This window comes from Nocardioides hungaricus (assembly GCF_054782915.1).
In genome coordinates this window covers 51,403-64,340 of the sequence record NZ_BAAGRO010000054.1, presented here as the reverse complement: position 1 = coordinate 64,340, position 12,938 = coordinate 51,403, and the positions used below count along the sequence as shown (strand labels likewise).

Sequence of the window (12,938 nt, the reverse complement as noted above, 5' to 3'; positions counted from 1 at the left end):
GCCGACGAATCAGGAGGTGAGCAGCAGGTCGCGTGAACACGCCGTCCACAGGTATTGACTATTGCTCGGGTGCCCACTTCAGCCGTCGCTGAGACTCAGGATCGACTTAGGTGATGGTTGCCGCGGCCAGGAGGGATCGCGCGCTGCTGCTCGAGGTGCCCGATGCGGAGAACTCGCTCGATCGTCTCGCTACGGCGGGGGAGTTGTAGGCATGCCGGAGGACTTCGTCATCGCGCGCAGCACCGAACCCGGATCGACGCTCGCGTACCTGCTCCGGGTCCCGCTCGGGGACGGGATCATCCTCAAGGCGAAGGACGCCTGGCCGCGCACCGGCAAGGTCTACTGCCACCGGGTCGAGGAGCGGCCGGTTGACGCCGAGATCGTCGAGCGGGCGGCGGTGCGGTCCTGCGTTCGACGGGGCGCGGCCATCGACCTCGTGCTCGATCGCGGGCGGGAGAACCGCTCCCAGATCATCATCACCAATGGTCGCGGGCGGCAGATGATCTTCTGGCAGACCGCGCGCACGTCCAAGCAAGCGCGCCCCGCGGTTTGTCTTCCGGGTGCCCGCGCCAGTGGAGTCGCGGACCTGGAGATCGCGGTCGACATCCGCGAGCGCTACCCGTTCACCTTCGCCGACCGTCAGGCGACGACTCGCCGCGAGCCGCTCAAGGCCGGTGACTACGGACTCGTCGTCGACGGGATGTTGCAGGCGACGGTGGAGCCGCAAGTCGCTGGCTGACCTCGTAACCTCGCTGACCACCGGCAAGCTGAATTTCCAGCTCACCGAACTGGCCGCGATCCCGCGGGCTGCAGTGGTGGTCGAGGAGCGCTACTCGCAGGTCTTCAAGCTCGACCGCGTCAGGCCCAGTGTCGTGGCTGACGGGATTGCCGAGTGCCAGATCCGGTTCCCGACCGTGCCGATCGTCTTCTGCGAAATCCGCAAGCTCGCCCAGGAGTGGACACCTATCGGCTCCTGGCCGCTGCTCGTGTCGGCTCTCCGAGGTGGTCGGTGGCCTCGCCGTACGCGGCCTTGAATCGGCGCCTGCGCTCGTGCCAGCGCCGCCCGCGCCCTCTGACGTACGTCGCTGGGCGTCCGCGCACGACATCGTCGTCTCCGACCGCGGCCGGATACCCATGGCGGTGATGGATCAGTACCTCGAAGCCCGCGCCCGCGGCGCGATCTGAAGATGCGGTCGTTTGCGACCGTCGTTGCCCGCTGACACGAGGGCTCGGAATGGGCTCGCTCTGATTCGCAAACGCTCACAGCGGTGTGCTGGCGACCTCAGACATCTTGGGCGGCATCGCTGCAGGTCAGAGGGCGGTTTCGCCCGTTGGTTCAGACAGTCGCAAAGGATCGCACTTACGCCCAGCATCATGTACGTCTTCCCGATGACTACAGGAGTGTCAACGCGTGGCCGCCGTCGAGCGCCACAGGCGCGAGGTAACTCAGTGAGCCGTCCGTCCCGAAGTCGGGCCGGGGATTCTCCAGCATGCTTTGGATCACCGCCCGTTCCGTCGGAAGCACCCCGTCGCCGAGTAAGAGCAACCTCTGATGGAGGGCGACCTTCAAGCACCACTCAGCCTGCTGACGAGCCCAACTCAGATCCGCCCGTGGCATGTAGAGAGTGAGGCAGTAGCACGCGTCGCCGGCAAGCACGTAGAAAGAGAAGAAGGCACCACCATGCTCCGCGGGACCAGGGATCACCTGGATCTCGCTTAGGTACTCCCAGGGAAGCTGCCCGGCCAGAGCCTTCCCGGTAACAGCCCGTTGTGCCCTCGCGTTGTTCTTCGATTGGGAGAGATAGCTTGCAGCAAGTCCGACTGCGAGTCCCCCAAAGGACTCGCGGTTCGACACGTAATCGCGGGCTTGCTCCGCTGCCACGAAGTTGGGACAGACGTAGATCAACCTGTCCGGGGTGAAGTAGAACGTGGTGTGGCCCCACATGGGTGATACGTCCTCGGCTGGCGCGGCGGGCCAAGGTCGATACTGACACACTCCTTCACCGGTCAGGTGGCCGAGGAACCTCTCGTCATCGCGCAGTGCCGGAGTCTTGTCCAGGTTCAATTGGGGCACGAGTGGGCCGGGCGACGCGACTCCTACGTCGACGATTCGCATGAGATCCAACTTGACGGAGGTTAGGGCTGACGGCTCTGGACGCGGGTGAGGGCGTCGAGGTTGCGTTGGTCGGTGTCGGGGAGGGTGTGCAGGTATTTCTGGGTGGTTTGGATCTGGGCGTGGCCCGTGCGTTCCATCACCGACATGAAGTCGGCGCCGCCGGCGAGGAGCCAGGAGGCGTGTGCGTGGCGCAGGTCGTGGACGCGGACCGGGAAGTCGACGCCGGAGGCTTTGACGGCGGGTAGCCAAATCCGGGTGCGGAAGGTGTTCCGAGAAATCGGTGTACCGGCCTTGGTGGGGAAGAGCAGGTCGTCCTGCCTGTGCACGGCTGGAGACTTGAGGGTGGGCGGAAAGTGGGCGGATTTGGCCGCGAACCGAGTCGACCGGTGTCAAACGGTGAAGTCGTGCGTGTGACGTTTGCGCAGGTCAGCCCCCAGAAGCGTCGAACTGTGTCAAACAACGGCAAGCGCTCAGTGCACTACGGGTGTATCCCAGAGGTCGCAGGTTCAAATCCTGCCCCCGCTACAAAGCGTAAATGCGCAGCTCAGAGGCGGTTTCCGGAGAGATCCTGAGGCCGCCTCTGCTGCTTGTCCGGGTCCGAATGTCAGCAGGATGTCAGCAGACGCCGCCATGCGATCGGTCGTTTGTGAGGCACCTTCTGGTGCTCTGTGAGGCACTCGGTGAGGTGGTAAGGCTGCCGCAGGCCGGTTTCTGGCGCGCCGAGCTCACCTGCAAGGGCCCCGATCACCAGGAAGCGCTGCGCACGGGCTATACGGGAACGGCTCATGCGAACGGGCGACGCTGCGGCTCTTTGGCCTGCAAGTTCGTCAGTTGACGTTCGCTGTGTGGGACAAGCTCGTCTCGCACCGTGAGGTGAGACTGCTGCGAGTTGGCCTGCTTGCCCACCACGCCGTGGCCATTGACAGCTGGGAGATGTGCACGTCTGGTTGGGGGCGGTTCAGTATCTGACACTCCTCGCGCCTACCGAGGTGGCCGGCCGCTCGGCTTGTGCGCTCTTCGGCGGCGTAGCGCAACTGGTAGCGCATCGGGTACGTTGCTTTGGATCCCGAGGGCGTAGGTGTCGTTCGGACGCTGGGGTTAAGCCGCGGGCTCAGGCCCGCCCGAGTGAACCCGCACGGCGGGTTCGGGCCAGTCCGCGGTCCTCTGCAGACGGTGCGGTGCCTTCGCCATTGCTCGGAACTGCTCCATGTCGTGGCCGGCGACGATGACGGCGTCTGTTGCGTCGGCGAGTGCGGTGAGCCGGCGCATCGAGAATGACGCCGCTAGCGCGTCAGTGGTGATGCCGGGAGGGAGGTCGCAGTCGATGTTCTCGTGGGTGTTGATGGCATCGCCGGCGAGGATAATGTTGCCGAGGTCGGGGACCTCCCACAGCACGATCGACTGGTGCCCGGGGGTATGGCCGGGGGTGAAGATCAAGGAGAAACCAGGAAAGGCGTGGCAGTCGCCGTCGGCTAGTCGCCAGGATCTGGGCCCGGCGATATCGGTGGCAACGTATCCGCCGGCGGCGGGAGGATCCGGGCAATGTGCCCATCGATGTTCCGTGCGTTGAACGATGTGAGCGGCGTCGGGGAACAGCTGGCCGCCCCCGGCATGGTCGTGGTGCAGGTGCGTGTAGACGACGAATCTGATGTCGTCGGGGGACAGGCCGACGAGTCTGAGCTGCTCGACTAAGTGGTGGCGGGGCTCCATGTGGGGCCGGGTGCTGTCGGCCAGCTCCTTGCCCCATGCCGCGTCCGGCTGGTCGATGACGCGGGGGTCGTTTCCTGTGTCGACCAGGACGTAGCCCTGGTTGGTCCCCACAAGGAACATCTGCACCGGGACGGTGAGCCGGCTCCCGTGGCTTCTGCCTGGGATCACGACGCTCGACTCCACGTCGAGTGTGCCGCCGTCGAGGAGGTGCAGGGATGTGATCGATGTCTTCATGTCGTTTGCCCCTTTCGCATCGGCCTGCCAGGCGGTGCTAGTTCGTAGCGGTGGTTGCTTGCAGCGACCGGAATAGTTGCGCCATGGAGGTGGCGCCGGCGTCGATGTGGCCGAGGCTTCGCTCGCCCAGGTAGCTGCCTCGTCCGACACGAGCTGGCATGTCGGCAGTTGAGTCGCGCCCCGCTTCGGCTGCCAGAGCGGCTGCCTGAGCTGCGGTACCAAGATCTGAGTTCGCTGCCAGTGAGCCCTGGAGGGCTTGTACGGCCGGGTGGATCGCGTCGAGGAGGGTCTTGTCGCCTGGCTGAGTCCTGCCAAGTTCGCTGATGCCAGCGGCTGCTGAGGCGAATCCGTTGGTTAACCGCCCCAAGTCCAGATGAGTGGTGCCGGCGCCGACGTCGCTGAGCCTGAGGAAGACGGTGCCGTACAGGGCGCCGCTCGCGCCCCCAACGGAGTTGACGATGGCCATGCCGACGGTATAGAGGAGCGATTGTGCGTCGGCGAAGGAGGCCTCGTCGAGCGCGCGTTGCATGGCGTCTACACCTCGCGCCAGGTTGGAGCCGTGCTCGCCGTCGCCGGTGGCGGAGTCCAGCTCGTTGAGGGCTTCTTCTTGGGCGAGAACGGCGGCGCCGAAGTGGTCGAGCCAGGCACGAAGGTCGCCGAGGGAGAGCTCGCTGGCCATCTCATGCCCCCCATCGCAGCGTCGGGGTGTGGACCGGCTGATCCCAGAGGTCGAGGAGCTCGTCGTCAACGACGAGCACTGTCAGCAGTACGCCCAACGAATCCAGTGACGTGAGGTAGTTGCCGACCAGCGATCGCTCTACAATCGCGCCGGTGTTCACCAGGCTCTCGTGGACTTGACCGTAGAGGCCGAAGAGCTCGATTTGGGGCGTCGATCCGAGCCCGCTCAGCATGGTGATGACGCGGGTGCCCTTGGTGATGTTGAGCTCCGCGGTGGTGTTGGCGAGGAGGACGTCGGCGACTTGGCGGGCCGGCGGCAAGTCGTCGCGCGCCTGCCCCCGGTCGCCACCAAGGCCGACGCCGACCTCGTACTGGCCTGGGGGGAGGTCGAAAGTGGGCCGCCCCAGCCGTGGGGGGGTGCACGAGCTGAGGGCGACGCCGAAGGTTCGGCACTGGGAGACGGTTCGCCGCGCCAGCTGGGCGACGTCATCGATCGGTCGCCCCTGCTCGGCGGCCGCACCGGCGATCTTCTCTACCATGACGGTCGCGCCCAGGCCGCGGCGCTGAGCCTCTCGGCCTGGTGGGAAGGAGGCGTCGTCGTCGACGAGCACCTTCTCGATGTGCATCCCTTGCCGGGTCAAGATTTCCGCTGCCAGCCCGAAGTTCATCACCTCGCCCCCGAAGTTCTTGATGACGAAGAGGACTCCGCGACCTCGATCAGCGGCGCAGGCGGCAGCGATGATCTGAGACGGAACGGGCGACGTGAAGACCTCGCCTGGGCACGCCGCATCCAACATCCCCGGACCGACGTAGCCAGCGTGCAGCGGTTCGCAGCCTGACCCGCCACCGGAGATCAGGCCGACCTTCCCCGCTCGCCAGGGACTCGCTCGGGTCACGATCCGATCCTCGACCCGGAACTCGATGAGATCCGGATGAGCGGCGGCAAGGCCGGTCAGGTAGTCGGTCACAGCTGTCTCCGGTGCGTTCATGAGCTTCTGCATCGCGTCGGTCCCTTCGTCTGCGGTGGTGGGCCCTGAACGAGAAGTCGGTGGAACTTCCTCTTGACAGGGTGTGGCGCAGCCCACATGATATTGGTCCTACCACCTGATCACAAGATGACACGACAGGACGCGGGTGGCTCCGACCAGGACGTTGGCGAAGGGAGAGACGGATGGAGACCACGTCTGCACCGTTGGGGCAGGAGCCGACGACGGCGGCCGCCCCACTCCTGGAGATGACGGCGATCTCGAAGCGCTACCTCGGGGTGCAGGCCCTCGACGGTGCGACCCTGACGGTCAACCGGGGGGAGATCCACGCCCTGCTCGGCGGCAACGGCGCCGGCAAGTCCACGCTCCTGAACGTGCTCTCGGGCATCGTGAATCCCGACGCCGGCACGATCCAGCTCGACGGGCAGCGCGTCAGCGTCGAACACCCTCGGCAGGCACACAAGCTCGGGATCGTCACGATCCACCAGGAACTATCCACGCTCCCGGACCTGACGGTGCTCGAGAACATCTTCTTGGGCAACGAGGCGGCCCTGGGTGGTCGCGCGGGCGTTCTGGTCAACCGGCGCCAGATCGCCAAGCACGTCGCCCCGCTGGCCGCGGAGTTCGGAATCACCGGAGCCGAGCTGTGGCGACCGGTGGGGGAGTTCGGCGCGCTGAAGAAGCGAGCCATCGAGATCGTCAAGGCGCTCGCCGCCGGCCCCAAGATCCTCATCCTCGACGAACCGACCTCGGGACTGGAGGAGCACGAGAAGGCGCTCCTGTTTGACCACATGCGGGGCCTCCAGCACCGCGGCGTCGCACTGATCTGGGTGACCCACCACCTTGACGAACTGTTCGGCCTGGCGGACGTGGCGACGGTCATGCGTGACGGGAAGACCGTCACCACGGCTCACGTGGCGTCAGTGGATCAGCGTCAACTCGTCTCCTGGATGTTCGGTGGGGAGGCCGCTGAACTCCTCGCTGCTCCGGTGACCCACCGATCCGGTCAGCTCGCCCGCGAGGAGACCCCTCGCCTGCGGGCCACCAACATCTCTCGGCCCGGCGTGCTCCGAGACATCTCGTTCGACCTCTACCCCGGCGAGGTCCTCGGCATCGCCGGCCTGGCCGGAGCCGGACGAACAGAGCTCGTCAGGGCCTTGATGGGTCTGGACAAGACGAGCTCGGGGCGGATCGAGATCGACGGGAAGCTTCGGAAGCTGAACCACCCGGGGAAAGCGTATCGGGCAGGCCTGGCCATGGTGCCCGAGGACCGCAAGCAGCTGGCCGTCCTCGCCGAGTTCTCGGTCGGGGAGACCATCTCCATCTCACGGCTCGGCACCGTCTCCGTCGGCGGGGTCCTGAGTCGCCGGCGGGAACGGACGATGGCGAGGTCCTTCGTACAGCAGCTCGGCATCAAGACGCCGAGCACTCGAGAGAAGGTCCGCAACCTCAGCGGCGGCAACCAGCAGAAGGCGATCATCGCCCGATGCCTCAACACCCAGCCATCGATCCTCATCTTCGATGAGCCCACTCAAGGCATCGATGTGCACGCCAAGGCTGAGGTGCACCGGCTCATCCGAGAGCTCATGGAAGCCGGCACCGCGGTCATCCTGATCGCCTCGGAATTCTCTGAACTCATCAGTCTCAGCGACCGAGTGATCGTCCTCAACCGAGGCTCCCTGGTCGGCGAGGTCCCCGACGTTGCCCAGCGAGTCGCACAGGACGGTATCGAAGCCACCAAACACTTCATCATCGACCGCGCATCGAGGGCAGCGAAATGAGCACCACGCGAACGCGACTCTCCCGCGTCTTGGGAATCGAGGGACTCCCGATCGTCACAGCGCTCGTGGCTGTCACGGTCTACTTCACGGCCACCGTCCCGGCGTTCATCGACGGCGAGGCCATGCGCTACTACCTCAACGAGGAAGTCCCGATCTTCATCATCACCGCCGGCACGGCTCTGGTGATCATCGCCGGTGGGATCGACCTCTCGGTAGGCTCTGTTCTCGGGCTGAGTGCAGGCACATCGCTGCTCGCCTCGATGCACGGCGCCAACACCGCAGTAGCCGTCATCGTCGGAGTCGGCACGGGGACCGCGTTCGGGATCCTCAACGGACTCGTCATCGTCAAGCTCAAGCTCAACGACTTCATCGTCACGCTGGGGACGCTCAACATCGCCGCAGGCCTGCTCGTGGTCCTCACCGACTACGTCCAGATCACCGGAACCCAGGACGCCCGCTACCTCGCGATCGCCAACACGTCGGTCCTGTCGGTGACCAGCGCACTTATCCTGGCCGGCTTCACTATCGTCGGACTGCAGCTGGTGCTGGCCAGGACCACCTTCGGCCGCAGAGTCCGCGCGGTCGGAACTGGCACGGCTCCGGCGCTGGTGGCCGGCATCAATGCTGGCCGAGTCAAAGCGTGGTGTTACGTGATCTCCGGGAGCCTCGCCGGCTTCGGCGGCGTGCTGCTCGCTTCTCGCCTCAACTCCGTACAGCCCGGGATGGCGGGTGGGTACGAGCTCACGGCGATCGCTGCCGCGGTGCTCGGCGGCGTCAGCCTCGCTGGTGGCCGCGGGGCCATCTGGCAGGCAGCCGCCGGGGGGCTGCTGCTCGCGACCCTGAAGCAGGGGTTCCGGCTCATGGGCGTGGACCCGCTGGTGTTCTCCATCATCATCGGCGTCTGCATCCTCGTCGGGGTCATCATCGACCGGAGCGCCTACCGCCTCGCCCTGTCACTGGGCTCATCTGCCTCACCCAAACCCCAACCCGCAGCCATTCAGGGGGGTCGAGTCCAGTGAACCGCCAGTCCACCTCGTCGCGCGTCGCTAGCGACGCCATGCGCCGCCGCATCCTGGCCGACCCGTCGATCGGCATCCTCAGCTTGCTGGTCCTCGCCTCGATCGTGATGTCCATCCACGAGCCCACCTTCGCCACCGGGGGCAACATCACCAACATCATCAACACGATGATGACCGTCAGCTTTCTGGCCATCGGCATGACCGTGGTCCTCATCGCCGGCGGCCTGGACCTGTCAGTCGGCGCGGTCATGGGCCTGTGCGCCGGGGTGGCAGCCAACCTCTTGGCCTACGGCCAGTCCATGCCCGTCGCGTTCCTCGCCGCGCTCGGCGTCGGAGCTGGAATCGGGTTGGTCAACGGCGTACTCATCACCAAGCTCGGGATCCCCGACTTCATCGCCACCCTGGCGACGATGGGAATCGTCGGCGGAGTCCTTCTCTACTGGACCGCCGGGGTCCCGATCCTCGGCTACATGAACGACACCTACTACTACATCGGCGGCCTCACCCGGATCGCTGGCCCGCTCACCTTCCCCATGATCTTGGTCGTGATCATCGCCGCGGCGGTCGCACTGCTCCTGGGTCGCACCAGATTCGGCGTCATGCTGTACGCCGTGGGGAGCTCCCCCACCGGCGCTCTCCATGCCGGCGTCCGAGTCGACCGGGTCAAGATCGCCTCCTACGTCATCAGCGGTCTGATGGCCGCGATTGCCGGCATCCACATCGCCGGTCGAACCACCACCGTCCCGCCGCTGATCGGCAACGGGTACGAGATCACCGCCATCGCGGCCGCCGTGATCGGTGGCGCCCCGCTCACCGGCGGCAAGGGCCATGTCTTTGGGGCGCTCGTCGGAGCACTGACCCTCACCATGACCCGCAACATCATCAACCTGACCGGCGTGGAGTCGAGCTGGCAGGCCGTGGTCACCGGCCTCGTCCTCATCCTGGCCGTTGCGGCAAACCAGGCCTGGACCGTGCTTCGCGCGCGCTCAGGGAGCACTGCGCTCGCCAAGTACACGAAGCCAAAGGCCGCACCCCTTGCTTCTCGGGACTCTCGGGTTCACCACACCGCACCGACTCAAGACACCGGCGCCCAGAACGACGCCCCGGCGCCCCAGCGCCGTCCCGAAACCATCGCGTGAAGAACAAGAAGGAGCCCGGATATGAACCAGAACGGTGGAATGTCTCGCCGGGGCGTGCTGCGCACCAGTGGCCTGGTCGGCGCTGGCATCGGCGTGGCAGCCCTGACCGGTTGCACCGCCGGCGGTGGCAGCGCCCCAGGTGCCGTCGGCAGCGGAAGCGCGGCCAGCTATGACGACGCAATCAAGAAGGTGGTGGCCGGTCGCGAGATCAAGGTCGGCTTCACGCCTCCGGTTCTGTCGGAGAACTTCACCCAGATCGAGCACGCGGCGTGGCAGAAGATGTACGAGTACGAGCAGCGGTTCGGTTGCAAGTGGGTGTGGGAGCGACAGGCGCCGGTCGGTGACTTCAACGCCGTCCAGGGCACCCTGGGCATCGTCCAGTCGTGGGTATCTCGCAAGTTCGACGCCATCGCGGTATGCACCGGCGCCAACTTCGCCACCGTTCAGGATCTCTACCAGGACGCCATGGACAAGGGCGTGAAGATCTACCAGTTCAACCAGCCGGCTGAGCTCTACCCGCCCGAGGAACTGCGGACCGTCACCAACGTCGGATATGACAACCGGTGGCAGTCTGGCTACCTGGCCGGCAAGTACATCGCTGACAAGCTCGGCGGCGCCGGCAACATCCTCCAGATCTGGGGCCCCTCCGGATCCGATTGGACGCGAGGCCGCAAGATCGGCTTCGACAAGGCACTCGCCGAGAACCCCGGAATCAAGGTGGTGGGGCAGGCCGACGGCGGCTATGTCCGTGACAAGGGCTTTGCCGCCGCGCAGGACCTCCTCACCAAGAACAACGACGTCAATGCGATCTATGGGGAGAACGAGGAAATGGCACTGGGCGCATCCCAGGCCATCGACCAGGCCGGCCTCAAGCACTGGGATGGCTCGGGCGGGATCCTGACCATCGGCGCGGATGGCCTTGTTTCGGGCTACGACCAGATCAGCGCAGGCAAGCTCACCGCCACCGTCGACATCGGAGGCGTCGACCAGGGCCAGAACCTGATCGAAGCGATCTTCGCCACCGCGGTACTCGGGAAGACCGTCACCCAGATCATCAACAACCCCACCCAGGTCGTCGACAAGTCGAACGTCGACTGGCACCGGGCCTACACCAAGTGGGCCCTCAACGTCCCCAAGAAGTACGGCTCCTAACCCCCAGACCCGGTCGGCACCGGCCACCACGTCGAGCCGGTGCCGACCGTCTCCACCGAACCCAGCCAACCCAAAGACCCGAGCCGCAGGAGGTGAAGCACATGACGTCGGACGAGGCACCAGCCGGCATCGTTCCGGTCAGGCAGCTCCGCCTCTCCGACGCCGTCGCCGCCCAGCTCGAGGCGCTGATCAGCTCCGGCCACTTTGGAGCCGATGGGAGGTTGCCTTCAGAGAGGGAGCTTGCTGAGCAGTTCACCGTCGGGCGCGGCAGCATGCGCGAGGCGATCCGCAAGCTGGAAGCGCTCGGCATCATCACCCGCTCACACGGAGTCGGAACCTTCGCGGTTACCGGCGCCACCCCCACCCGGATGGGACTACTGACCGCAGGCGACGTCTCAGCCCTGGAACTCTTCGAGGTCCGCTACACGCTCGAACCCCTCGCCGCAGCGTTGAGTGCCCAGCGAAGGACTTCCGCAGACCTCAAGGAGCTCAGGACCCTGCTGGACCACTCCACGCGGCCACACCTGGCCGACGACGAGTTCGTGCGTCTCGACTTCGAATTCCACTCGATGGTCGCGCACGCCGCAAAGAACAGCCTCCTGACCCAGATGTATCAGCAGCTCGAACCGCACCACGCCATCTACTCGGCGAAAGTCATCGCACTACCCGAACGGCGCTCAAGGGCGCAAGAGGGACACCACCGGATCCTGGCGGCCGTGTCGCAACGGAACACCGCCGAGGCCAGAAAGCAGGCGCTCGACCACCTCCTCGCAGCCGAGGAGGATCTGGTCACCGCCGTCGAAGAATCCGAGTCAACCAACAACCGATAGGAACCCCCATGTCATCGCTCGACTTCACCTACGACCACATCGACGACGTCCTCCCGCGCGGCGCGTGGGTCGCCCCCACGATCGACCCGGCCCGCACCATGCTGCTGGTGCTCGACGTGCAGAACCTGATCGTTAGCGAGAGCGGCGCCGCCTACGTCCAGTCCGTTGGCGGCGCCCCGGAGGGCAAGGACACGATCGAGCCCATCAAGCGAGTTCTCGAGGCCTGCCGCGACAAGGGCATCCCTGTGGTCTGGTCGCTGTGGGGACTGCGTCCCGACGGCATGGATGCCGGCCTGGCGAAGGCCAAGTGGCCCGGCCTCGACTGCGGCGCGCCGACCTCTCCGGCCAGCTGGGGCAACCCCACGGGAGATGACCTCCTGCACCCGGAGATGAAGCCCCTCGACGGCGAGCCGGTCATGTACAAGCACCGCTTCAGCAGCTTCTACAACACCCCCCTGGAGGAGTACCTCCGCGAGAACGACCGCGACACCCTGATCATCATCGGCGTCACCTCGGCCAACTGCATGCACTCGACGGCAATCGACGGCTGGAACAAGAACTACAAGATCGTCTGCGTCGCCGACACCACGACCGCGGTTCCGGCTCCCAACGAGGACCAGCCCCTGGGCTACGGCCAGCACTGGGAGGCGCTGCGCAATATCCAGATGAACTACGGCGACGTGCTCCTGAGCACCGAGCTGATCGAGAAGCTGAAGTAACCCGGCCGGCAGGCCCGCTGCCGAATCAACTGACAGGTTGGAACTGACGTGAGCATTCAAGGCAAGCGCATCGCCCTCATGATCGAGGACGACTACCAGATCCTCGAGGGCTGGTACCCCTATCTCCGGCTCATCGAGGCCGGAGCAGTGGTCACGGTCGTGGGAAACGGCGAGAAGGAGTCGTTCTCCAGCAAGGAGCACTACCCCATGGAGGCCGACACCTCGCCGGGGGAGGTCACCGCAGACGACTTTGATGGCGTGGTGGTCCCCGGAGGATTCGCGCCAGACAACATGCGGCTACACCGCCCGATGATCGACCTCGTCCGTGACATCGCGGCCCAGGGCAAGATGACCGCATCCATCTGCCACGGAGGGTGGATCCTCGCCTCCGCAGACGCGGTCCGCGGGCGCCGCGTCACCGGTTACGCGCCCATCGAGGATGACCTCGTCAACGCGGGCGCGACCTGGGTTTCCGATGAGCCGGCCGTCGTCGACGGGCACATCATCACCGCCCGGACGCCTCCGGACCTGCCCGACTTCCTCAAGGCAATCGTTGCCTACTTCGACTGATGCG

The 12,938-nt window shown here is 65.7% G+C and carries 15 protein-coding genes; 10 read left to right on the top strand and 5 right to left on the bottom strand.

Translation table 11 applies throughout. The features are described 5' to 3' along the window. Positions 1 to 211: 211 nt before the first annotated feature. The 3 genes from ACYVKX_RS20245 to ACYVKX_RS20235 are packed head-to-tail and all read left to right on the top strand — an operon-like array spanning position 212 to position 1,185. Positions 212 to 739: a hypothetical protein gene (locus ACYVKX_RS20245; protein ID WP_460835490.1), complete on the top strand. Its 528-nt coding sequence runs from the start codon at positions 212 to 214 to the stop codon at positions 737 to 739. Further along, positions 675 to 1,034 (top strand): ERCC4 domain-containing protein, encoded by a 360-nt coding sequence (locus ACYVKX_RS20240; RefSeq protein ID WP_460835489.1) that lies wholly within the window; start codon positions 675 to 677, stop codon positions 1,032 to 1,034. Before ACYVKX_RS20245 ends, ACYVKX_RS20240 begins: the two co-directional genes overlap by 65 nt. Then, entirely contained in the window at positions 1,003 to 1,185 is a 183-nt protein-coding gene (locus ACYVKX_RS20235) for an Lsr2 family DNA-binding protein (RefSeq protein WP_460835488.1), read from the top strand. Before ACYVKX_RS20240 ends, ACYVKX_RS20235 begins: the two co-directional genes overlap by 32 nt. A gap of 208 nt (positions 1,186 to 1,393) precedes the next feature. Here the strand turns inward: ACYVKX_RS20235 and ACYVKX_RS20230 are convergent, their stop codons facing one another. From ACYVKX_RS20230 to ACYVKX_RS20210, 5 genes are all read right to left on the bottom strand, one after another. Continuing rightward, positions 1,394 to 2,116, bottom strand: a complete 723-nt coding sequence (locus ACYVKX_RS20230) for a hypothetical protein (RefSeq protein ID WP_460835487.1) — start codon at positions 2,114 to 2,116, stop codon at positions 1,394 to 1,396. Between the two features lie 20 nt (positions 2,117 to 2,136). Beyond that, entirely contained in the window at positions 2,137 to 2,442 is a 306-nt protein-coding gene (locus ACYVKX_RS20225; RefSeq protein WP_460835486.1) for a tyrosine-type recombinase/integrase, read from the bottom strand. A gap of 772 nt (positions 2,443 to 3,214) precedes the next feature. Continuing rightward, positions 3,215 to 4,060: an N-acyl homoserine lactonase family protein gene (locus tag ACYVKX_RS20220; RefSeq protein ID WP_460835485.1), complete on the bottom strand. Its 846-nt coding sequence runs from the start codon at positions 4,058 to 4,060 to the stop codon at positions 3,215 to 3,217. Positions 4,061 to 4,097: 37 nt separating this feature from the next. Then, positions 4,098 to 4,739: a dihydroxyacetone kinase subunit DhaL gene (dhaL, locus tag ACYVKX_RS20215; RefSeq protein WP_460835484.1), complete on the bottom strand. Its 642-nt coding sequence runs from the start codon at positions 4,737 to 4,739 to the stop codon at positions 4,098 to 4,100. A gap of 1 nt (position 4,740) precedes the next feature. Next, positions 4,741 to 5,739, bottom strand: a complete 999-nt coding sequence (locus ACYVKX_RS20210; RefSeq protein ID WP_460835483.1) for a dihydroxyacetone kinase subunit DhaK — start codon at positions 5,737 to 5,739, stop codon at positions 4,741 to 4,743. 170 nt (positions 5,740 to 5,909) lie between these two features. Between ACYVKX_RS20210 and ACYVKX_RS20205 the strand changes: the two genes are divergently transcribed. The 7 genes from ACYVKX_RS20205 to ACYVKX_RS20175 all read left to right on the top strand — a co-directional run bounded on the left by ACYVKX_RS20205 (position 5,910) and on the right by ACYVKX_RS20175 (position 12,934). Then, positions 5,910 to 7,505: a sugar ABC transporter ATP-binding protein gene (locus ACYVKX_RS20205; protein WP_460835482.1), complete on the top strand. Its 1,596-nt coding sequence runs from the start codon at positions 5,910 to 5,912 to the stop codon at positions 7,503 to 7,505. A 122-nt stretch (positions 7,506 to 7,627) separates the two neighbouring features. Then, positions 7,628 to 8,524, top strand: a complete 897-nt coding sequence (locus ACYVKX_RS20200; RefSeq protein WP_460835481.1) for an ABC transporter permease — start codon at positions 7,628 to 7,630, stop codon at positions 8,522 to 8,524. Between the two features lie 38 nt (positions 8,525 to 8,562). Beyond that, the gene (locus ACYVKX_RS20195) at positions 8,563 to 9,663 is read left to right on the top strand and encodes an ABC transporter permease (RefSeq protein ID WP_460835480.1); all 1,101 of its coding nucleotides are present in this window, start codon (positions 8,563 to 8,565) and stop codon (positions 9,661 to 9,663) included. Positions 9,664 to 9,684: 21 nt separating this feature from the next. Further along, positions 9,685 to 10,815, top strand: coding sequence for a sugar ABC transporter substrate-binding protein (locus tag ACYVKX_RS20190; RefSeq protein WP_460835479.1), 1,131 nt, complete (start codon positions 9,685 to 9,687; stop codon positions 10,813 to 10,815). A 101-nt stretch (positions 10,816 to 10,916) separates the two neighbouring features. Further along, a complete protein-coding gene (locus ACYVKX_RS20185) occupies positions 10,917 to 11,645 on the top strand; it encodes a FadR/GntR family transcriptional regulator (RefSeq protein ID WP_460835478.1) in 729 nt (242 codons plus the stop codon). Positions 11,646 to 11,653: 8 nt separating this feature from the next. Beyond that, positions 11,654 to 12,364, top strand: coding sequence for a cysteine hydrolase family protein (locus ACYVKX_RS20180; RefSeq protein WP_460835477.1), 711 nt, complete (start codon positions 11,654 to 11,656; stop codon positions 12,362 to 12,364). A 48-nt stretch (positions 12,365 to 12,412) separates the two neighbouring features. Further along, complete coding sequence (locus ACYVKX_RS20175) at positions 12,413 to 12,934, top strand: type 1 glutamine amidotransferase domain-containing protein (protein ID WP_460835476.1); 522 nt, start codon at positions 12,413 to 12,415, stop codon at positions 12,932 to 12,934. The last annotated feature ends 4 nt before the right edge of the window (positions 12,935 to 12,938 follow it).